Source organism: Serratia sp. FS14, assembly GCF_000695995.1.
In the GTDB taxonomy this organism is placed as follows: Bacteria; Pseudomonadota; Gammaproteobacteria; order Enterobacterales; family Enterobacteriaceae; genus Serratia; species Serratia nematodiphila.
The window spans coordinates 4,780,435-4,802,132 of the sequence record NZ_CP005927.1; the positions used below are offsets into that span (position 1 = coordinate 4,780,435).

A 21,698-nucleotide genomic window follows, 5' to 3' on the forward strand; every position below is an offset into this window, starting at 1 on the left:
TCTGCTTTTATCACAACTGGGAGTCATTATGGCTTTTCGTTTGTACAGCAACGATCTGCAGGACGGCGGCACAATGCCGCAGACGCAGGTCTTCAACGGCATGGGCTACCACGGCGATAACCTGTCGCCCCACCTGGCCTGGGACGGCGTGCCCGAGGGCACCAAGAGCTTCGTCGTCACCCTATACGATCCCGATGCCCCTACCGGCTCCGGCTGGTGGCACTGGGTGGTGGCCAATATTCCGGCCGACGTGCGTGAGCTGCCGCAGGGCGCAGGCTCCGGCAAAGCGCCGCTGCCGAGCGCCGCGCTGCAAACCCGCACCGACTTCGGCTCGGCCGGTTACGGCGGCGCCGCGCCGCCGAAGGGCGAAAGCCACCGCTATCAGTTCACCGTGCATGCGTTGGACGTGGAGCGCATTGACGTGGATGAGGGTTCCAGCGGCGCGCTGGTGGGCTTCAACGTCCATTTCCACAGTCTCGGCAGCGCCACGCTGACGGTGATGTTCAACTGATCCCCCGCCAATAAAAAAGCGCGGTCAACCGCACCGCGCTTTCCACTCGAGTCTGGCTGACGAATTACTTCGCCAGCACGCTCACCCACATCGGGCCCTTGCCCACCGGATAACGCGCCAGCATCGTCAGCTCGCCGCTGGCCTGATCAATTTCATGCACCGCGATGTGATCGGACTTCTGGCCGGACGAAATCACGAAGCGGCCGCTGTGATCGATATTGAAACCGCGCGGTTGCGCTTCGGTCGGATAATAGCCGACCACGCTCAACGTGCCGCCGTCTTCGGAGACGCTGAAGAGGGTCAGAATGCTGGCGGTGCGATCGCTGGTGTACAGGAAGCGGCCGTTCGGCGTGATATGAATGTCCGCCGCCCAGCGGGTGCCGTCGAAATCGCTCGGCATGATGTCCAGCGTTTGCGTCACGCTGTATTTGCCGCCGTTTTCCGAAATGGCCAGCACGTCCACCGTGCCGTTCAGCTCATTGACGCAGTAAGCGAACTTGTCGTTGTGGTGGAACGCCATATGGCGCGGACCGGCGCCGGCGGCGATATCCACCGCGTCCTGCGCGTGCGGCGTCAGCTGCCCGGCCAGGCTCAGGTTGAACAGACGGATGCGGTCTTCTTTCAGACACGGCACCAGCACCAGCTGGTTGGTCGGATCGATGTTGGCGGAGTGCGGCGCGCTCAGGCCGTCGATCTGTTGGATCGGCGCCGTGACCACGCCGTCGTGGCCGATCGGGCTGATGCTGGCGCAGTTGCCGCTGTAGGAGGCGGAGAACAGGTAACGCCCCTGCAAATCGGTCGAGATATGGGTCGGGCTGCCCGGCAGCGGCGCCATGCCGGCCTGCTGCAACGTGCCGTCCGCCTCGATGCGGTAGCTGACGATACCGAACGCCGGACGCACGCCGACGTACAGGTGAGTCTTGTCCGGATGAAGGGTCATCGGCTGCACCTGGCCCGGCACGTCAACGGTTTGCAGCAGCGCCAGCGCGCCGGCGTCGTCCAACTGCCAGACGTGGATCTGCTGGCTCTCCGGGCTGGCGACATAAACGATTTGCTTCATGTGTTCTCCTTGCAAAGGGTAAAAGAGGAACCGGTTTCAGGCCGTTCGCTTGCCCCTAGCTTACCGCACATCCGTCACATGGCACTACCGCATTACGCTTAAATCCCCAAGCCACATACTTTCCCCCCAGACAACATCTACGTTCAAAATGCCAAAAGCCATCATCCTAGCGTCTGCTGCGATTTTCTTATCGGAAACGAGCAGTCATAGAGAATGGAAGACAGACTCACGAATTATTGATAAATTAAAAGGCCTGCTCAAAATTTAAAATAGAATTTGCCGCCGAACGGTTAATCCTCTTTACATTAGCAATACACATAACCACCTGGCATCACTAGAAACATAATTAATATAAATAACCAAAGCAGAAATCATAATTAATATAAATAAAATTAAGAATATAATAAATATTAATTAATCTATATCCCACGATAGACACAGACACGCCTATGACTCGCTGGACATAACAGTTATGTCGGTTCTGGCATGCCACCTATGCCTGTGGCGTGCCCTTTAATAATTCTCATGATGAATGCATTTGGCTACTTACATAAATAAAAATGAAAATAATTAAGAGGGATTAATAAAAACTTCAATCGCGATTGCAATAACACCATGGGAAAGCGTGCCCGCACTCCTTATGGATGACTATAAAAAACCCAAAATACATTTACTGAGTAATAGATATGCTTTCTTCTTCACAGAATTTCAGACATGACATCAACGGGCTTAGAGCCTGGGCAGTGATCGCTGTCGTACTTTTTCATTTCGGCATCCCGGGTTTTGCCGGCGGCTTTGTCGGCGTAGATGTATTCTTCGTCATATCCGGTTTCCTGATGATGCAGATCATCATTACCGGCCTGGAACAAGATCGTTTTTCACTTTGGCGCTTTTACCTGGCTCGAGCCCGTCGCATCATTCCCGCCCTACTTGCGCTCTGTTCGACCTTACTGTGCCTGGGATGGTTCTGGTTACCAACGCTGGATTACCGTCAACTGGCAAAACATGCCTTTACCGCCATACTCTTCCTGTCTAACGTGAAGTTTTGGAAAGAAGCCGGCTATTTTGACAGCGTATCCCATGAAAAATGGCTGCTGCATACTTGGTCGTTATCCGTAGAATGGCAGTTCTATATTATCCTGCCGCTGGCCCTTATGTTGATATGGCGATTGGGGGGCAAAAACGGCTTCATGCGCTTCATCATTTTAGCCGGCGTGGTCTCCTTTGGCTTATCAATCATCATGTCTTCCCTCGCGCCCTCCGCCGGTTTTTTTCTTATCCCAACCCGAGCCTGGGAAATGCTTGCCGGAGGAATCGTCTGGCGGTTAACGCAAAACCGAACGCTCAGCGGAAAAAGACGTATTTATACGGAATGGCTTGGGATGCTATGCATCGCGATAGCCATCGTGGGATGTGATGCCAGTAAACCCTGGCCCGGTTATAACGCCCTGTTGCCGGTTATCGGCGCCATGTTGGTGCTTGCCGCCGGCCGCCAGGATTCCCCCTTGACCTCAAACCCCGTCGCTGCACGTCTGGGTGTTTCATCCTACTCTATTTACCTTTGGCATTGGCCGATTGCGGTGCTGCTTGTCTACACCAATGCTCAATCCGAGATGAAATGGGTAGTTGCGGGATTACTGGCCAGCGTGTTGCTTGGCGAGTTGTCGCTTCGTCTTATAGAAAACCCTGCCCGCAAGTGGCTTTCAAGGCAAACAACGCGTCAATCAGTGTGTACAATCGGAATAGCTACCATGCTGGTTGCTGCGCTGTGTGTCACACTGTTTACCGTTAATTTCTCTGGCAGGTTACCGCAGCAAATCGATCTGATCGCCAACGAAAGTACCAACATGCTCGCCAACAGAGATGAATGCTTCGCCAAGTCCGGCATCAGCTCGCCATCCTGTATCTATGGAGGCGAAAATATTCGGGTTATCATCGTTGGCGATAGCCACGGCGATGCGATGATCTCTGCAGTCGAGTCCGCCCTACCAAATCAAACTGATGGGCTTCTCAATCTCACTTATGCAGGCTGCCCAACGCTCTTCGGTGCCAACGTTGTTCCCGGCGCGCTTGACGATAATATTCAGTGCAGCGCATTCAATCAGTGGATAAAAGAAAAACTATCCACGCTGGACAACAATATCCCCGCAGTCGTGATTAACAGAACCAGTGCTTACGCCTTCGGCCAGCAAATTGCGGGCGCGAAGCTGAACCAACCCTCGGTGTATTTTTCGAAGGTATATCGTACCCCTGAGCCGGGATTTTTGTCCGAGTTCAAAACTTCACTCGTCGACACTCTGTGTGAAATGGCTACAGAACGGCAAATTTATGTTGTGCGTCCGGTGCCGGAAATGCTCGTCAATGTGCCAAAAACACTGTCGCGCCTGCTGAGTTTTGGCGGTTCAGAGCCCGACATATCCATCTCCGAAACAGATTACCGACAACGTCATGCTTTTGTCTGGCAAGCTCAAGATGAAGCGGCGAAAAAATGTGGCGTAAAAATTTTGGATCCGCTTCCTTACCTCTGCCGAGACGGCAAGTGCGCGGGAACTCACAATGGGCGGCCCATCTATTTTGACGATAACCATCTTAGCGAATATGGCAACAAACTTCTGGTACCGATGTTCAAAACTCTGTTCTCATCAGCGTCCAAATAAGTCATCGGTCGGCGATAGCAGGCAGGCCGAATTGTTTGCATCAGAGCGAAGAGGTACCATCGGATTAATTTTATGGCTAACGATAACGAGAACCCTATGAGCTACCGCGTCATCGCCCTCGATCTTGACGGCACCCTGTTGGACAACCAAAAACGCATCTTACCGCAGTCGCTGGAAGCGCTGGCGCAGGCGCGCGCCGCCGGCGTCCAGGTGGTGGTGGTCACCGGCCGCCACCACGTCGCCATCCATCCGTTTTACCAGGCGCTGCAGATAGATACCCCGGCCATCTGCTGCAACGGCACCTACCTGTATGATTTTCAGCAGAAAAAGGTGCTGGCCGCCGATCCCTTGGCGAAGGAGCAGGCCAAACAGGTGCTGCAGATGCTCAAACAGACCGACATTCACGGGCTGATGTACGTTGACGACGCCATGCTGTATCAGGAACCGAGCGGCCATGTGATTCGCTCGCTGGCCTGGGCCGAAACCCTGCCGGCGGCGCAGCGCCCGACGCTGCTGCAGGTCGGCAGCCTGACGCAGGCGGCCGACGACGCGCAGGCGATCTGGAAATTCGCCACCTCGCATGCCGATATCCCCGCGCTGCGCGAGTTTGCCGACACGGTGGAGAAAGAGCTGGGGCTGGCGTGCGAATGGTCCTGGCACGATCAGGTGGATATCGCCAAAGGCGGCAACAGCAAAGGCAAACGCCTGCGTCAATGGGTAGAGTCGCAGGGGTTGAGCATGGATCAGGTGGTGGCGTTCGGCGACAACTACAACGACATCAGCATGCTGGAAGCGGTCGGGTTGGGCGTGGCGATGGGCAATGCCGATGACGCCATCAAGGAACGCGCCGATCTGGTGATCGCCGATAACCTGCAGCCGGGTATCGCCGAGGTGATCCGCACCCGCGTGCTGTAATCTTTTCGCCCTCCCGCCGGGAGGGCCTGCCTTAGCGGCTCTCGCGGCTGATAGACACGCTCTTCACCTGCGCATACAACCACTGCCCGGGGCGGATCGCCAGTTCATCGCGCGCCCAGGGCGTGATGCGCGCCCACAGCACGTGTTCGCCGACCGCCAGTTTCACTTCCACCTGCCCGTCCACGTCCAGACACTCGCTCACCTTGGCCGGCAAGACGTTGCGAATACTGCTGTTGACCGGCGGCTGCAGCACCAGCGAGACGTCGGCGGCGTTGATGCGAATGCGCAGCTGGGTGCCCAGTTCGGCGTCGAGGCCGCTGACCCACAGCCTTTGATCGCCAAGCGCCAGCGCGGTCATGGCATAACGTTGATGATGCTCAATCACGCTGACGCGCAGCACACTGCTCTGATCTTCACGCTGCAGCCACGGCCGCAGCGCGCTGCTGGCCCAGACGTCTTCCAGCCCGCCGAACGCAAGCACCTCGCCGCGATCCAGCACCATCACCTGCTCGGCCAGGCGCAGGATCTCGTCCAGGCTATGGCTGACGTAAAGGATGGGGATGTTCACGTCCTGCGCCAACCGCTCCAGATACGGCAGCAGCTCGCGTTTGCGCGGCAGATCGAGCGAGGCCAGCGGTTCATCCATCAGCAGCAGTTCCGGCGCGGTCAGCAGCGCGCGGCCGATCGCCACCCGCTGTTTTTCACCGCCGGAGAGCGTCAGGGGCAGCCGATTAAGCAGCGGCCCGATGCCCAGCAGCTCGACGATGGTGTTGAACTGCGCGCGCATGCCGGCCGCCATGCCGTACTGCAGGTTGCCGCGCACCCGATAGTGCGGGAACAGGCGCGCATCCTGAAACACATAGCCGATACGGCGCTTTTCCGGCGGCAGGCAGAGGCCGGTGGCGGTATCCGCCAGCGTGCGGCCATTGAGCGCGATACGCCCCTGCTGCAGGCGGGTCAGGCCGCCGATGGCGTTGATCAATGAAGTTTTGCCCGCGCCGGACAGGCCGAAAATCGCGGTGATGCCCTGCGCCGGCAAATCGGCGCGGACGTTGAGATTGAGGTCGCCCAGCTGCTGCGAGAAATCCAGCTCCAGCATTTACACCCCCATCCGTTTGCGGCCCCAGCGGGCCAGCCATTCGGACACCATCAGCGAAGCCAGCGACAGCACGATGGCGATCACGCACAGACGCGCGGCGGCGGCCTCCGCCCCCGGCGTTTCAATCAGCGTATACATCGCCAGCGGAATGGTGCGGGTTTCACCGGGAATGTTGGAGACGAAGGTGATGGTGGCGCCAAACTCCCCCAGCGAACGGGCGAAGGCCAGCACCACGCCGACAATGACGCCGGGCAGCGACAGCGGCAGCGTGATGGTGAAAAACACCCGCCACGGATTGGCGCCCAGCGTGCGCGCCGCCTGCTCCAGCCGGGTATCCACCGCCTCCAGCGCCAGCCGGATGGCGCGCACCATCAGCGGAAACGCCACCACCGCCGACGCCAGCGCGGCGCCGCGCCAGCTGAAACTGAAGCTGAAACCGAACCAGTCGTACAGCCACTCGCCGATAACGCCGCGCCGCCCCATGGCGATCAACAGCAAATAGCCGACCACCACCGGCGGCAGCACCAGCGGCAGGTGAATGACGCCGTCCAGCAGCGCCTTGCCGGGGAAGCGGCAACGCACCAGCACCCAGGCCATCAGAATGCCGAACGGCAGGCTGCAGACCACCGCCAAACCGGAGACTTTCAGGCTCAGCTCAACCGCCTGCCACTCGTACTCACTCAGAATCATTTACGCGGGGTGAATCCATAATGTTCGAAAATAGCGGCCGCTTCCGGGCTCTTCAGATAGGTATAGAAAGCGCTGACCGTCGGATTTTGACGATCTTTCACCATCGCCATCGGATATTCAACCGGTTTGTGGCTGTCTTCCGGGAACACGCCCACCACTTTCACCTTGTCGCTGGCGACCGCGTCGGAGCCGTAGACGATGCCGAGCGGCGCTTCACCGCGCTCCACCAGCGCCATGGCGCTGCGCACATTGTTGGCGCGTGCCAGTTTCGGCTCCAATGCGCTCCAGGCGCCCAGGTGTTCCAGCGCTTCCTTAGCGTAGATGCCGGCCGGCACATGATCCGGATCGCCCACCGCCAGGCGGCCGCCGTTGAGCAGCTTGGCCCAGTCGGTCTGCTTGTCGATGGCGATCTTGTCTTGCTTATCGCTCTTGGCGGCGATCAGCACCAGTTCGTTGCCCAGCAGCGTGTAACGGGTGTCTTTCACCATCTGCTGCTTGTCGATGGCGTAATCCATCCACTGCTGATCGGCGGAGATAAACAGATCGGCCGGAGCGCCCTGCTCAATTTGGCGCGCCAGCGTCGAGGACGACGCAAAGGAGGAAACCACCTGCACGTCCTTGCCTTTTTGATATTGGGTGGCGATGTCCTGCAGCGCGTTGGTCAGCGACGCGGCAGCGAACACGGTGATCTTTTCCGCCGCCGAAGCCTGAGCCACCAGGCCCGATGCCAGAACGATCCCGCCAACCCATTTGGTCCATTGCTGTTTCATTGTTTTTCTCCGCAAGTTAACGTGCATTATCACTCTTCGTTATATAAAAAATAATATAACGTTGCGCGAAAGCTTGTCATGCGGTTTATCGGCAAAGCGTGAGATAACTTGAGGAATGCCCGCCGGGGAATGCCGGCGGGTATCGGGATGGGGAACGGTCAGTGCTGGGTGCGGTTTTCTTTCGAACGGCCCACTTTGGAGAAGACGTTGAACACTTCGCCAAAACCGTAGATCAGGCCGAGAATAAGCGCCATCACCACCGGCACCATCACCACGGCGAACAACAGACTTTTCAATAATTCCAACATGATAGCCTCGCTTAACTGCCCATTGAGCGGCAAATACCTTTCACCGCATATCCGGTTATTCTAACCCAAAAAAATCGATAAAACGGAGTTATTTTAGCCAGCGAGGCGAAATTGTGATCGGCCAAACGTGCCCTTTCAGCCGCCCTCATCCCGGCGCAGGGTAATAGATCAACGGCGGCGCATAGCCGGCGGGCGCCGCCAGCCTGGCCTCCACACCGTATACCGCGCGAATGTTCTCCGGCGTCAGCGCCTGCCGCGGCGCGCCCGCCGCACAGATCCCGCCCCGCTGCAGCAGCGCGATCCGATCGCAATAACAGGCCGCCAGATTAAGATCGTGCAGCGTCACCACCACGCTGAGTTTCAGCCGCCGCAGCAAGGCCATAAACTGCTGTTGATGGGCGATATCCAGATGATTGGCGGGCTCGTCCAGCAGCAGCCACGGCGTTTGCTGCGCCAGCGCGCGCGCCAGATGCACCCGCTGCCGTTCGCCGCCGGACAGCCGCTGCCAATCGCGATCGGCCAGGTGGCTGATGCCCACTTGCTCCATCGCCTGCCCGGCGAGGCGGCGATCCTCGGCGCCGAAACCGCGCCAGCGGCCGGTATGGGCCAGGCGCCCCAGCAGCACCGCCTCCTTCACCGGCAGCGCGAAGGCGCTGGGGGCGGATTGCTCGAGAAAGGCGATGCGCCTGGCGCGCTCCCGCCCGGAAAACGCGGTAATTTCGCGCCCTTCCAGCCAAACGCGGCCCCCGGCGGCGGGCTGCAGCCCGGCCAGCAGCTTGAGCAGCGTGGATTTACCGCTGCCGTTGACGCCCAGCACGCCGGTGACCTCACCGGGCAAGGCGCAGAAACTGAGATTTTCCAGCACCGTGCGTGCGCCCGCTCGCCAGCTCACCGCCTCGGCGCACAGGCCGGATCGCGCTTTTTCAATCGTCATGCATTGACCTTCCGATACAGCAACAGCAGGAATACCGGCACCCCCAGCAGTGCGGTCAGCACCCCGACCGGCAGCTCGCGCGGCGCAAACAGCGTTCTGGCCAGCGTGTCCGCCGCCACGGCGAACAGGGCGCCGCACAGAGCGCTGGCCGGCAACAGCAGCCGATGCCGCGAACCGACCAGCCGCCGGGCGACGTGCGGCACCGTCAGCCCGATAAACCCCACCGCGCCGCTGAACGCGACGATCGCCGCCGTCAGCGCGGTGGTCGCCACATACAGCAGCAGCTTCAGCGGGGCCACCGCCACCCCCAGCGAAGCGGCGGTCACGCCGCCAAACGCCAGCGCGTCCAGTTCGCCCGCCCGCAGCCAACAAAGCAGCAGCACCGCCGCCATCGCCAGCCCGCACAGCCCGACCTGCGGCCAGCGCGCGTCGCTGAACGATCCCAGCAGCCAGAACATCACGCCGCGCGTGGCGTTGGCGTCCGCCTGCCAGAGGGTGATCAGTGAAGTCAGCGCGGAGAGCAGCTGCGTCACCGCCACCCCGGCCAGAATAAACAGCGTGGACTCCCCCTGCAGCGAACGCCCGGCCAGCAGCATCACCAACGCAAACGCTCCCAGCGCGCCGATAAACGCCCCGCCGGACACCGACAGCAGGCCGCCCCCCAGCCCCAACACCAACACCGTCACCGCCCCCACGCCGGCGCCGGAGGAGATCCCCAGCACCCAGGGATCGGCCAGCGGGTTGCGGGTCAGCGACTGCAACACGGTGCCCGCCAACGCCAGCCCGGCGCCGGCCAGCGCCGCCAACAGCGCGCGCGGCATCCGCAGCGACCAGATGATGCGCTGATACACCTCGGCATCGGACGCTGCGCCGCCGCTGACGCCGAGTACAATGCGCCAGGCGTCGCGCCACGCGATCGGCGCGGGCCCCGACAAGGTGGCGCCCAGCAGGGCCAGCGGCAGCGCCGCCGCCAGCAGCAACAACCAGCCGGCCTCACGGCCGGGCAGTAACCGCCGGCTCATGCTATTTCCAGCCTGCGATCACATAGTCGTCCAACAGTTGCCATACCGTCCCCGCCTCGCTGAAACCGGCTTGTCTGAGGGCCGCGAGCTGGAAATCCACCGGCGTCGGCGGCGGTACCGGGCGGCCGGCGAACAGCGCTTCGCGCTCGGCCTGATAAGCGGCCAAGGCCGGCGATTGCAGCGCACCGGCGAACCAACGATCCCAATCCTCAACGCCGCTGTCCCAGGCGCGCTGTTGGGTCTGCTCGTCGTGCCGCTCCGCCAACGCTTTCAACCGCGGATGGCGATGGTCACAGCGCTGATGATCGGCATTGAGGAACACGCCGCCGTCGGCCAGCAGCCCGGCGACATTGCGGAACAGCGCCAGCTGCTGTTCCGGCATCAGCCAGTGCAGCGCCGTGCTGGACACCGCCGCCTGCGGCGTGGGGCCGGACAACGCGGAAAAACAGGCCGGATCCGCCAGATCGGCCTGCAGGATACGGATCCGATCGCCATACTCCGCCAGCGCGCCGCGCGCCACCGCCAGCAGCAGCGGATCGAGATCGATGGCGGTCACCCTGGCCTGCGGAAAGCGCTGCAAAATACGCAGGCTCAGCGATCCCGGGCCACAGGCCAGATCCAGCACGTGAAAATCCTGGCCGACGGCCAGCGCCAGCACGTCCAGCTGGGCGTTAAAACGCGCTTCGCGTTCGGCGATGTAGGCCGCCTGCTGGCGATCCCAGGAGTCCAGCAGCGAAGAGAATGAAACGGCAGTCATATCAAGGTTCCTTGTTGGAAAGCGTCGGAGCCTGCGGCGACAAGGCCGCCAGGCCCCGAATCAAACGGCCCAGCGCCGCCACGGTGCGGGCGGAAGGGTCCATGTCGTAACCGGGGAGGATCACGTAGCGCCGCTGACGCACGGCGCGCAGCGTCGCGGTCAGCGGGTAATGCTCCAGAAAGGCGATCTTGTCGGCCGCGCTGTCCCCGAAGCCGCCGCGCGGCAGATCGCCAAGCACGATCGCATCCGGATCGCGCGCGGCAATAATCTCCCAGGACACCGTCGGCCACAGCTCGGGCAGATCGCCGAACAGGTTCTCGCTGCCGACGCTGCGGCTCAGCAAGCCTGGCGCGCCGCAGCAGCCGGCCACATAGGGCGTCTGCGCGCCGGCATACCACCACAGCAGCCGCCAATGCGGCAGCTGTGCGCGCTGCGGCTCAAGCGCCCTCAACTGCCCGCGCAGCCGTTCGATCAGCGCTTCACCGGCGCGGCTGACGTTGAAGATACGCGCCAGCTCCCGCAGCTCGGTGAAAATGTCTTCGAACGTCAGCGCGGCGGCGATCGCGCTTTGCTGGCCGCTGCAGGCGCCGGGAGAGAGATAAGTGCCGATGCCCCATTCCGCCAGCCGCGCCCGATCGGGCGTTTCCGGGCTGTGCAGCCAGTAATAGCTAGCCGAATAGACAAAATCCGGCCGCATCAGCAGCAACGCTTCCGCCGTGGGCGGCGCCGGGCTGGCTGGCACCCGCAGCGCCTCGGCCGGCGCCGTCGGCGTGGGATCGCGCGCGCGGTCATACCCGACCACGCCGATCGCACGGCCGGCCAGCCCCAGCGCCAGCAGGTTTTCCAGCGCCGGGTTGGCGTAAACCAGCACCCGCTGCGGCGGCTGCGGGTAATCGCGCGTTACCCCGCAATTGTGCAGGCTGACGGCATCGGCACGCAGCGGCGCGCCCCAGCCCAATCCCAGGACGCACAACAACAGGTAAAGCGAACGTTTCACGCCGTCAGAACCTGACCGACACGAAGGTTTCATAGCTGCGCGGCGGCGCAATCAGCGCCTGATCCGGATAGGTGCGCTGATAGGCGTACAGCTGGTTGGTGGCGTTGCGAATGCGGAAACCGACATCGACGATCGGCGTCAGCTGATAGTCCGCCGCCAGATCAAGCGTGGTGTACGCGCGCATCTTGCGCCGGTTGGCATCGTCGTTGTAACTGCTGCCGACGTAGCGCAGCGAAGAAGCCAGCCCCAAACGTTCCGTCGCCTGATAATGCACGCTGAGGTTGGCGGTCCAGTCCGGGATATAGGCCGGGCGATTGCCGTTGTAGCTGCGCAGCGGGCTACCGCCGCGATAGTCGTCGTAGCGGGCGTGCGTGTAGGCGGCGTTGCCGGCCAGCTCCCAGCGCTCGTCGGGACGCAGCACCACGCCAAGCTCGATGCCGCGCGACGTCTGTCTGCCTACCGCGTTCAACGCATCCGGCCGCTGCGCGTCGGGCACAAACAGGTTGTCCTTGCGCAGTTCGTACAGCGCCAGCGTCGCCTCGCCCTTGTTACCCCAAAATTGCCCTTTGGCACCGGCCTCCCACTGGCGCGCTCGCGTCAGCGGCAGATCGATCTGCGTCGGGCTGAGGAAGAACAGATCGTTGCCCGGCTCCTGGCCGGTGGTGTAGTTGGCGTAGAGCGTGAGGTTATCGGTCAATGCATAGCTGGGGCCCAGGCTCCAGGTGCTGAAAACATAGGTGTGCGCGCGGCTCTCTTCCTGCGGCCCCTGGAAGCGCCAGTCCATGTCCATATGGTTGTAGCGCAACTGGCCCAGCAACGCTAAACGCTCGGTCAGGCTGAAGCGATCTTCAAGAAAGGCGGCGTACTGATTCTGGATGACGTGGCGCACCGGCGCGCGTTGGCGATCGGTGCCCTGCGCGAACGGCTCTCTGGGCGGCTCGCCGAGCGGCACGTCTTCGGAACCGGGGAAACCGTTGGAGTAGTACTGAAAATGCCGCTTGCTCAGATCGAAGCCGACCAGCAACCGGTTATCGAAACCGACAATGGCGCGATCGAACACCAGCGAACTGCGGTTGCCGATCAGATCGTCGTCGTGCGCCAGGGCGCCGAAAGAGTCGCGGTTGACGTCGCCGGGCCGGGCCGCCGCCGCGACGCGGAAACGCTCGACGTTACGCCATTCGCGAAAGCCGCTGTAGTAATAGAATTGGTTATGCCACTCCACTTCAGGCGTCATAAACCAGTCCAGACTGGCCTGAAATGCGGTGGCGTTGCTCTGGATGCGGCTGTCGGTCAGGTTGTTGTAATTGATGTCGCGCAGCTCGCCGGCAATGCGCCCATCCAACAGCGGCGTGCCGTAGTAAGGGTTGTTGGTGCGGTTGAGCATGCGGTCCAGGCTCAGCGTCAACAGCGCATCGTCGGTCAGCTTAAACAGCAGCGAGCCGGAAACCCGCTTCTGCCGATCGCGCTCGTCCTGCACGTTGCTGCCGCTGTCGTTGCCGCTGACGTCCAGCCGATACGCCACCGCATCGTCCACCAGCGCGCCGCCGGCTCCCAGATGCAAACGCTGGCTGCGGTAGCTGCCGAAGCCATAGTCGAGTTCAACCGGCTGGCGGCTGAAGGTCGGCCGCCGCGAGATCAGGTTGACGCTGCCGCCTGCGGCGCTCAGGCCGTTCAAGGCCGATCCCGGCCCGCGCAGTACCTCGATGCTGTCGTAATGCGCCGGATCGCCCAGCTGCAGCGTGCTGCCGGGCATTTCTACGCCGTTATACAGCCAGGCGATCGGCCGGAAACCGCGCGCGGAAAAGTTGTTGGACAACGTTGGCGAAGCGACGCCGGAAAGACCGGTGGCGCGCTCGACGGCGGCAGCCAGTGAGCGATCGCCCCGCTGTTGGATCGCCCGCGCGCTGATGATATCGATGCTGCGCGGCGTCTCCCGAGCGGTCAGCCCGAGCTGTGACGCGCTGCGGCTCACGGCGTTCAACGCATCGTAGCGCCCGGCGGGGGCCGCCGCCTCCACGGTGAGATGTTCTTCGCATCCCGTGGCACTACGGGCTTTATCGCAGTCGGCGGCGAAAGCCAGCGGCGCCGTCAGTGCGCCACCGACCCAGGTGGCGGCCAGGCATAAAGATTTTCTGAGCGCGCGAAAGCGCCGGCGTGTCGTACTCATGTGGAGCATCCCTGTGGTGAAATAAAAACCGGCCGCAGCCGGCGTAAAGCCTTATCGTTTTTCTGTTATGTTATATTATAACAACAAAGCAATGCCAGTCTTTATTACCCCGCTCTCCAGCGCACTGCGTTTGGCGCTTTACCGCCAAATCGGCGACAATAAGATTTTTGCCGCCGACAGGATGCGCTATGCAGGCCGAAATTCTTCTGACTCTCAAACTCCAGCAAAAGCTGTTCGCCGATCCGCGCCGCATCGCGCTGCTGAAACAGGTGCAGCACACCGGCTCCATCAGCCAGGGCGCCAAACTGGCGGGCATCAGCTACAAAAGCGCCTGGGATGCCATCAATGAGATGAACCAGCTGGCGGAACAAACGGTGGTGGACCGCGCCACCGGCGGGAAAGGCGGCGGCGGCGCACAGCTGACGCACTATGGCCAGCGGCTGATCCAGCTGTATGACCTGCTGGGCCAGGTGCAGCAAAAGGCCTTCGACGTGTTGCAGCAGGACGATCTGCCGCTCGACAGCCTGCTGGCGGCCATCTCGCGCTTCTCGCTGCAAACCAGCGCGCGCAATCAATTCTTCGGTACCGTCATCGAACGCGATCATCAGCAGGTGCAGCAGCACCTGGCGATTTTGTTGAACGACGGCAGCACTCGCCTGACGGCGGCCATTACCCAGCAAAGCGCCGACCGGCTGCAGCTGACGCCAGGCAAAGAGGTGCTGGCGCTGATCAAGGCGCCCTGGGTGCGGTTAAGCGTCGAGACGGCGGAACATGCCGGCGCGGATAACGCGCTGGCGGGCGTGGTGGCCGGCATTCAGCCAGGCGCCGAACACAGCGAGGTGCTGGTGACGCTGGCGGGGGGCGAAACCCTGTGCGCCACGCTGACGACGGTGGAGCTGCAGCGTCTGCAACTGAGCGTCGGCGCCGCCGTACACGCCCTGTTCAACGCCGACCACGTGATTGTCGCCACGTTGTGTTAAGCGCAACGTAACGTTGCATTTTTGTTGATTGACATCCCCCTGCAATGCGCCTATTTCTAAGGCAAATAATTGCAAAAAAAGGAACAGGTGATGTCGTCGTTGCACATTTCGCAAGGTTCATTCCGCTTAAGCGATACCCGCACCCTGACGCTGGACGCGCTGGAAATCCAGGCCGGCGACAGCTGGGCCTTCGTCGGCGCCAACGGCAGCGGCAAATCCGCCCTGGCGCGGGCGCTGGCCGACGAACTGGTTCTGTTGAGCGGCGAGCGCCGCAGCGACTTTCAGCACGCGGTGCGCATCTCCTTCGAACAGCTGCAAAAAATGGTCAGCGACGAGTGGCAACGCAACAACACCGATCTGCTCAGCGCGAACGAAGACGACACCGGCCGCACCGCGGCTGAGATCATTCAGGAAGAGGTGAAAGACGCCGCGCGCTGTGAGCGGCTGGCCGCACAGTTCGGCATCACCGCCCTGCTGACGCGCCGCTTCAAATACCTCTCCACCGGCGAAACGCGCAAGACCCTGCTGTGCCGGGCGCTGATGCCCGAGCCCGACCTGCTGATCCTCGACGAGCCCTTCGACGGGCTGGACGTGCACTCACGCGCGCAGCTCGCCACGCTGCTGAGCGAGCTTTCCGCCCAGGGCCAGACCCTGGTGCTGGTGCTCAACCGGTTCGACGAAATCCCGGATTTTGTCCGGCGGGTGGGCGTGCTGGCGGACTGCACCCTGACCAGCCGCGGGCCGCGCAGCCAGGTGATGGCGGACGCGCTGGTGGCGCAGCTGGCGCACAGCGAAAATCTCAGCGGGCTGGCGCTGCCGGAAACCGAGGATCCGACGCAAAAAGTAGCCCTGCCGGCGGATCGGCCGCTGATCGTTCTGCGTGACGGCGTGGTCAGCTATAACGATCGGCCGATCCTCAATCACCTCGACTGGCAGGTAAATCCCGGCGAACACTGGCAGATCGTCGGCCCGAACGGCGCCGGCAAATCCACATTGCTCAGCTTGATCACCGGCGATCATCCACAGGGCTACAGCAACGATCTGACGCTATTCGGCCGCCGCCGCGGCAGCGGGGAAACCATCTGGGAAATCAAACGCCATATCGGCTACGTCAGCAGCAGCCTGCATCTGGATTATCGCGTCAACACCAGCGTGCGCAACGTGGTGATGTCAGGGTTTTTCGATTCGATCGGCATTTATCAGGCGGTTTCGGATCGTCAGCGGCAGCTGACAGAGCAATGGCTGGCGCTGCTCGGGCTCAACGGCGCGCGCGGTGACGCCCCGTTCCACAGCCTTTCCTGGGGCCAACAGCGGCTGGCGCTGATCGCCCGCGCGCTGGTGAAACACCCGGCGCTGCTGATCCTCGACGAGCCGCTGCAGGGGCTGGATCCGCTCAATCGCCAGCTGGTGCGCCGCTTCATCGACGTGCTGATCGGCCAGGGCGCTACCCAGCTGCTGTTCGTCTCGCACCATGCCGAAGATGCGCCGCAGTGCATCACTCACCGCCTCAGCTTCGTGCCCGACGGTGAAGGCGGCTATGGTTACCAACAGCAACGGCTGGAGGCGGCCTCCGCCTGAAACGCGGCGTAAACATATCCGGCAACACTTCACCGCAGCACATCACATTTGGCCTTTTATCATAGAAAGGAAGAAGGCCATTTCTGGAGACGCCATGTCCGCTGCGTTGATTATCATCAACCTGATCGAAGATCTGATCGGGCCCAAAGGGCGCGCCAACCACTGCCGCGAACAGGTGGCGGCGACCCACCTGCTCGCCAACGTCAATGCCGCCGCGGCCTATGCCCGGGTGCGAAAAATCCCGGTGATTTGGGTGCGGGTGGGATTCGCCGACGATTATCATGACATTCCGCCCCATTCGCCGCTGTTCAACCATCTCAAGCAGATCGGCGCGCTGCGGTTAAACGGCCCGGGCTGCCGCTGGATGCCCGAACTGCATCAGGAAGAGACCGATCTGCAGTTTGAAAAAACGGCAGTCAGCGCTTTCTCCGGTAACAATTTGTTAGCCTGGCTGCGGCAACATCGGTGCCACCATCTGCTGCTGGCGGGCGTCAGCACGCCGCTCGCCATCGAGAGCACTGCGCGTCAGGCGCACGACGCCGGTTTCCAGGTGACCGTGCTGCAAGACCTGTGCGCGGCCCCCACGCAGGAGATCCACCAGCAAAGCCTCGATACCTTGCAAAACCTGGCCGAAATCACCCGTTCGCAGGCATGGATGAAAGGCTAACCCTCATCGCCGCCGGTCGTGTGGGCCGGCATCATGCACAAATGCATCACTGCCCCGACCTTTAGCGTCATCTTGGTGTGCTACTATCCGCTCTAGCGCTCAATTTCGCCATCATCGCACGCCGCAAAGGCGCTGAGCGCCGTGTACATATTTTAAAGGGACATATTATGTGGGGCGTACTGGCTGCTTCGTTATTTTTCTTGCCGTTTAACCGGCTGATAGCCTGGGTGATCCTGGCCGCCTCGGCGGGCATGGGGCTTTATCATGGGGTACTGACGCCGCTCAGCCTGGGTTGCCTGTTGGCCATCGTGGCACTGGCGGGGCTGCGCCACCATTTTCGCGCGCAACGCAATCTGGCGATTGCGCTCGAAGGGCTGGTGGTCGCCGGCTGCGTGGCGCTGTTCTTGCACCTGGTGCCGGGCATCCACAATCAGCTGATGATCGACGGCGAAAAAGCCGGCCCGCTCAGCGCGCCGTTCACCATGTATTACAACTTCGATAAGGCGATGGTGCCCTTCCTGCTGTTCGCCTGCTTGCCCACGCTGTTTTCCGCCGAACGCGGCGGCAACGCCGGCAAAGCGGGCTGGATTGCGCTGCTGCTGGCCGTGCCGGCGCTGTTGCTGCTGGCCGTCGCGCTGGGCGGCTTAAAAATCGAGTTGCATGCGCCCGCCTGGATCCTGCCTTTCGTGATGGCAAACCTGTTCTTCGTCTGCATGGCCGAAGAAGCTCTGTTTCGCGGCTACCTACAACAGCGTCTCAGCCAGTGGCTGGGCGCCTGGCCGGCGCTGATCGTCGCCTCCCTGGTGTTCGGCGCCGCGCATCTGGCGGGCGGTACGCTGATGGTGATCTTCGCGACCCTCGCCGGGGTGATCTACAGCCTGGCGTGGATGTGGAGCGGCCGCCTGTGGGTGCCGATTCTGTTCCATTTCGGGCTTAACCTGACCCATCTGCTGTTCTTCACCTATCCGCTGTACCAGCATTCTTAACGGCTGAAGCCGGCAGAGAGCCCCCTCTCTGCCGGCTGGTCGGGTGAAAACGCTATCACCGGCACCTCACCGCAATGCCCTCAATCACGTTGTCGCCCGCTTTTCTTCGCCCTTCCTGCGCTTTTCAATGAAGTGTAAACGATTCCATTTTTCGCGTTAGATCACCTTTTTACCGCCGCGGGCGTGCTATCTTTCTGCGCAATAGCCTCTCCCTGTTCAGCAACGGGCGTCTCAAGACGGTAATTGGAAGCGATTACACTTTCGTCGGCGCCAAGAAAGGAACCGTATGACGGAATTTAACCCTATCGATCATCCGCACCGCCGCTACAACCCGCTCAGCGGCCAGTGGGTGCTGGTTTCACCGCACCGCGCCAAGCGCCCCTGGCAGGGCCAACAAGAGGCCGTCCCGACGGAAACGCTGCCGGCGCACGATCCCGACTGTTTCCTGTGCCCGGGCAATGCGCGCGTCACCGGCGATCGCAATCCGGATTATCGCGGTACCTATGTTTTCGCCAACGATTTCGCCGCGCTGATGAGCGATACGCCACCGGCGCCCGATAGCCAGGATCCGCTGATGCGCAGCCAGAGCGCGCGCGGCGTCAGCCGAGTGATCTGCTTCTCTCCCGATCACAGCAAAACCCTGCCCGAACTGGCACTGCCGGCGCTGGAACAGGTGGTCGCCGCCTGGCAGGCGCAAACCGATGAGCTGGGCAAGCACTATCCCTGGGTACAGCTGTTCGAAAACAAAGGCGCGGCGATGGGCTGCTCCAACCCGCACCCGCACGGGCAAGTCTGGGCCAACAGCTTTCTGCCGAACGAGGCCGAACGCGAAGATCGCCTGCAGCACGACTATTTTCGGGAACACGCCTCCCCGCTGCTGCTGGATTATGCGCAGCGCGAGCTGGCCGTAGGCGAGCGCATCGTGGTGAACACCGAACACTGGCTGGCGGTGGTGCCCTACTGGGCCGCCTGGCCGTTTGAAACGCTGCTGTTGCCGAAAGCGGCGGTGCAGCGCATTACCGATCTCAGTGCGGCGCAAAGCCGCGATCTGGCGCTGGCGCTGAAGAAGCTGACCAGCCGCTACGACAACCTGTTCCAGTGTTCCTTCCCCTATTCGATGGGATGGCACGGCGCGCCGTTCAACGGTGCCGACAACCGGCACTGGCAGCTGCACGCCCATTTCTATCCGCCGCTGCTGCGTTCAGCCAGCGTGCGCAAGTTTATGGTCGGTTACGAGATGCTGGCGGAAACCCAGCGCGATCTGACCGCCGAACAGGCCGCAGAGCGTCTGCGCGCCGTCAGCGATATTCATTACCGTGAAGCCGGAGCCCAAGCATGAGCCTGAAACCGCTTACCCATTCCCTGTTTACCGAACACTTCGGCTACGCGCCGGCGTTGACCATCCAGGCGCCGGGGCGGGTGAACCTGATCGGCGAGCATACCGATTACAACGACGGCTTCGTGCTGCCCTGCGCCATCGATTACCAAACCGTCATCGCCTGCGCCAAGCGCGACGACCGCCAGATCCGCGTGCTGGCCGCCGATTATCAGAATCAGCAGGATCAATTCTCGCTCGACGAGCCGATCGTCAGCCACCCCGATCAGCGCTGGTCCGACTATGTCCGCGGCGTGGTGAAGCACCTTCAGCGCCGTAACGCCGATTTCGGCGGTGCGGATCTGGTGATCGCCGGCAATGTACCGCAGGGCGCGGGGCTCAGCTCCTCCGCCGCGCTGGAGGTGGCGGTGGGCCAGGCGCTGCAGGCGCTCTATCAGCTGCCGTTGGACGGCGTGGCGCTGGCGCTGAACGGCCAGGAGGCGGAGAACCAGTTCGTCGGCTGCAACTGCGGCATCATGGACCAGCTGATCTCCGCGCTCGGCCGGCGCGACAGCGCTCTGCTGATCGACTGCCGCTCGCTGGAGACCCGCGCGGTGCCGATGCCGGACAACGTCGCGGTGGTGATCGTCAACTCCAATGTGCAGCGCGGGCTGGTGGACAGCGAGTACAACACCCGCCGCACACAGTGCGAAGAAGCGGCGCGGTTCTTCGGCGTCAAGGCGCTGCGCGACGTCAGCCCCGAACAGTTTGCAGCGCGTCAACATCAGTTGGAGCCGTTGGTGGCCAAACGCGCGCGGCACGTCATCAGCGAGAACGCCCGCACGCTGGCGGCGGCCGACGCGCTGGCGGCCGGCGACCTGCAGCGCATGGGGCGGCTGATGGCAGAATCCCACGCCTCGATGCGCGATGACTTTGAAATCACCGTGCCACCGATCGATCGGTTGGTCGAGATCGTCAAAGCGACGATCGGCCCGCGCGGTGGCGTGCGCATGACCGGCGGCGGCTTTGGCGGCTGCATCGTCGCGCTGATGCCGCAGGATCTCGTGGAGACGGTGCGTGCCGCCGTGGCGCACGAGTATCCGCGGCAAACCGGCGGATTGCAGGAAACCTTCTATGTCTGCCAGGCTTCGCAGGGGGCCGGCCCATGCTGACGGTGAGCACGGAAGCGGCGCCCGATGGGCAACCTTACCAGCTGACACTGCTGCAAAACGCCGGCGGCATGACGATGACGCTGATGGACTGGGGCGCCACCTGGCTGTCCGCCGTCTTGCCGCTCAAATCCGGTGAAAAGCGCGAGCTGTTGCTGGGTTGCCACAGCCCGGCGGACTACCCACGTCAGGGCGCCTATCTGGGTGCCACCGTCGGCCGTTACGCCAACCGCATCGCCAACGCCAGTCTGCCCATCGACGGGAAACCCCATGCGCTGGCCGCCAATCAGGGCGCCCATCAGCTGCACGGTGGCCCCGACGGTTTTCATGCCCGCCGCTGGCGCCGGGTGCAGCATGATGCGCAGCAGGTCTGCTATGCGCTGCATTCGGCGGAGGGCGATCAGGGTTTCCCCGGCAATCTCGACGTGCAGGTTTGTTACCGCCTGACCTCGGATAATCGCCTGGAAATCAACTATCTGGCGCAGGTCGATCGCCCCTGCCCGGTCAATCTGACCAACCACGCCTATTTCAATCTGGACGGCGCCGGCACCGACGCCCGCGCCCAACGGCTGCAGCTGTTCGCCGATCGCTATCTGCCCGTTGACGCCGAGGGCATTCCCTGCGCCGATCTGACGCCGGTGGACGGCAGCGGCATGGATTTCCGCCAGCCGAAAACGCTGCTGCAGGATTTCCTGCGCGATTGCGACCAGCAGCGGGTAAAAGGCTACGATCACGCCTTTCTGCTGCATCGTACCTGCGGGGCGCTGGAGAGCCCGGCGGCGCATTTGTGGTCCGCCGACGGGCAAGTGCAAATGAGCGTGTTCACCGACGCGCCTGCGCTGCAGCTCTACAGCGGCAATTATCTGGCCGGCACGCCGGCGCGCGATGGCGGCAGCTACGCCAACCATGCCGGCGTGGCGCTGGAGAGCGAGTTTTTGCCGGACAGCCCGCACCACCCCGAGTGGCCGCAGCCGGATTGTTGGCTGCAACCGGGGAGCCGCTACCGCAGCGCCACGCATTATCAGTTTTATCCTATCTGACCCGCTACGCCCCTCGCCGTGCGGCCGGGGGCAATTTGTTATAAATGCTTACCTTTTAGCGCCATCCCCCCACCGG

At 62.1% G+C, this 21,698-nt stretch carries 20 protein-coding genes; 10 read left to right on the forward strand and 10 right to left on the reverse strand.

The features are described 5' to 3' along the window. Positions 1-28: 28 nt before the first annotated feature. On the forward strand, positions 29-511 hold the full coding sequence (locus tag L085_RS21910; RefSeq protein ID WP_044031731.1) for a kinase inhibitor: 483 nt from the start codon (positions 29-31) through the stop codon (positions 509-511). A 64-nt stretch (positions 512-575) separates the two neighbouring features. On the opposite strand, the gene pgl is transcribed toward L085_RS21910, so the two are convergent. Next, the gene (pgl, locus tag L085_RS21915) at positions 576-1,571 is read right to left on the reverse strand and encodes a 6-phosphogluconolactonase (protein ID WP_044031732.1); all 996 of its coding nucleotides are present in this window, start codon (positions 1,569-1,571) and stop codon (positions 576-578) included. A 686-nt stretch (positions 1,572-2,257) separates the two neighbouring features. Here pgl and L085_RS21920 point away from each other — a divergent pair. Together L085_RS21920 and L085_RS21925 are read left to right on the forward strand one after the other, a co-directional pair. Further along, positions 2,258-4,228 (forward strand): acyltransferase family protein, encoded by a 1,971-nt coding sequence (locus tag L085_RS21920; protein ID WP_044031733.1) that lies wholly within the window; start codon positions 2,258-2,260, stop codon positions 4,226-4,228. Between the two features lie 96 nt (positions 4,229-4,324). Then, on the forward strand, positions 4,325-5,143 hold the full coding sequence (locus tag L085_RS21925; RefSeq protein ID WP_004939809.1) for a pyridoxal phosphatase: 819 nt from the start codon (positions 4,325-4,327) through the stop codon (positions 5,141-5,143). 31 nt (positions 5,144-5,174) lie between these two features. Here L085_RS21925 and modC read toward each other — a convergent pair whose 3' ends face one another. From modC to L085_RS21970, 9 genes are all read right to left on the reverse strand, one after another. After that, positions 5,175-6,242 (reverse strand): molybdenum ABC transporter ATP-binding protein ModC, encoded by a 1,068-nt coding sequence (gene modC / locus L085_RS21930; protein WP_044031734.1) that lies wholly within the window; start codon positions 6,240-6,242, stop codon positions 5,175-5,177. After that, complete coding sequence (modB, locus tag L085_RS21935) at positions 6,243-6,932, reverse strand: molybdate ABC transporter permease subunit (protein ID WP_015377003.1); 690 nt, start codon at positions 6,930-6,932, stop codon at positions 6,243-6,245. It lies immediately after the preceding gene. Beyond that, the gene (gene modA, locus L085_RS21940; protein WP_015377002.1) at positions 6,929-7,702 is read right to left on the reverse strand and encodes a molybdate ABC transporter substrate-binding protein; all 774 of its coding nucleotides are present in this window, start codon (positions 7,700-7,702) and stop codon (positions 6,929-6,931) included. The genes modB and modA overlap by 4 nt, the downstream gene beginning before the upstream one ends. Positions 7,703-7,860: 158 nt before the next feature. Beyond that, positions 7,861-8,010 (reverse strand): AcrZ family multidrug efflux pump-associated protein, encoded by a 150-nt coding sequence (locus L085_RS24900; RefSeq protein ID WP_004939813.1) that lies wholly within the window; start codon positions 8,008-8,010, stop codon positions 7,861-7,863. A 145-nt stretch (positions 8,011-8,155) separates the two neighbouring features. Continuing rightward, positions 8,156-8,944 carry an ABC transporter ATP-binding protein gene (locus L085_RS21950; protein WP_044031735.1) on the reverse strand — a complete coding sequence of 263 codons (789 nt, stop codon included), beginning with the start codon at positions 8,942-8,944 and terminating at the stop codon, positions 8,156-8,158. Then, positions 8,941-9,966, reverse strand: a complete 1,026-nt coding sequence (locus tag L085_RS21955) for an iron ABC transporter permease (RefSeq protein ID WP_044031736.1) — start codon at positions 9,964-9,966, stop codon at positions 8,941-8,943. The genes L085_RS21950 and L085_RS21955 overlap by 4 nt, the downstream gene beginning before the upstream one ends. A 1-nt stretch (position 9,967) precedes the next feature. Continuing rightward, positions 9,968-10,723, reverse strand: a complete 756-nt coding sequence (locus L085_RS21960; protein ID WP_044031737.1) for a class I SAM-dependent methyltransferase — start codon at positions 10,721-10,723, stop codon at positions 9,968-9,970. Position 10,724: 1 nt separating this feature from the next. Next, the gene (locus L085_RS21965) at positions 10,725-11,720 is read right to left on the reverse strand and encodes an ABC transporter substrate-binding protein (protein WP_044031738.1); all 996 of its coding nucleotides are present in this window, start codon (positions 11,718-11,720) and stop codon (positions 10,725-10,727) included. Between the two features lie 4 nt (positions 11,721-11,724). After that, a complete protein-coding gene (locus L085_RS21970; protein ID WP_044031739.1) occupies positions 11,725-13,887 on the reverse strand; it encodes a TonB-dependent receptor in 2,163 nt (720 codons plus the stop codon). Positions 13,888-14,075: 188 nt separating this feature from the next. Between L085_RS21970 and modE the strand changes: the two genes are divergently transcribed. The 7 genes from modE (at position 14,076) to galM (ending at position 21,622) form a co-directional block, all read left to right on the forward strand. Further along, positions 14,076-14,867: a molybdenum-dependent transcriptional regulator gene (modE, locus tag L085_RS21975; RefSeq protein ID WP_044031740.1), complete on the forward strand. Its 792-nt coding sequence runs from the start codon at positions 14,076-14,078 to the stop codon at positions 14,865-14,867. A gap of 90 nt (positions 14,868-14,957) precedes the next feature. Next, entirely contained in the window at positions 14,958-16,445 is a 1,488-nt protein-coding gene (gene modF, locus L085_RS21980) for a molybdate ABC transporter ATP-binding protein ModF (RefSeq protein ID WP_044032118.1), read from the forward strand. A 94-nt stretch (positions 16,446-16,539) separates the two neighbouring features. Then, a complete protein-coding gene (locus L085_RS21985) occupies positions 16,540-17,112 on the forward strand; it encodes a cysteine hydrolase (protein ID WP_044031741.1) in 573 nt (190 codons plus the stop codon). 167 nt (positions 17,113-17,279) lie between these two features. Then, positions 17,280-18,098 (forward strand): CPBP family intramembrane glutamic endopeptidase, encoded by an 819-nt coding sequence (locus L085_RS21990; protein WP_044031742.1) that lies wholly within the window; start codon positions 17,280-17,282, stop codon positions 18,096-18,098. A gap of 286 nt (positions 18,099-18,384) precedes the next feature. Continuing rightward, the gene (gene galT, locus L085_RS21995; RefSeq protein WP_044031743.1) at positions 18,385-19,437 is read left to right on the forward strand and encodes a galactose-1-phosphate uridylyltransferase; all 1,053 of its coding nucleotides are present in this window, start codon (positions 18,385-18,387) and stop codon (positions 19,435-19,437) included. Then, the gene (gene galK / locus L085_RS22000) at positions 19,434-20,585 is read left to right on the forward strand and encodes a galactokinase (protein ID WP_044031744.1); all 1,152 of its coding nucleotides are present in this window, start codon (positions 19,434-19,436) and stop codon (positions 20,583-20,585) included. Before galT ends, galK begins: the two co-directional genes overlap by 4 nt. Then, positions 20,579-21,622, forward strand: a complete 1,044-nt coding sequence (galM, locus tag L085_RS22005; protein ID WP_044031745.1) for a galactose-1-epimerase — start codon at positions 20,579-20,581, stop codon at positions 21,620-21,622. Before galK ends, galM begins: the two co-directional genes overlap by 7 nt. Positions 21,623-21,698: the final 76 nt, after the last annotated feature.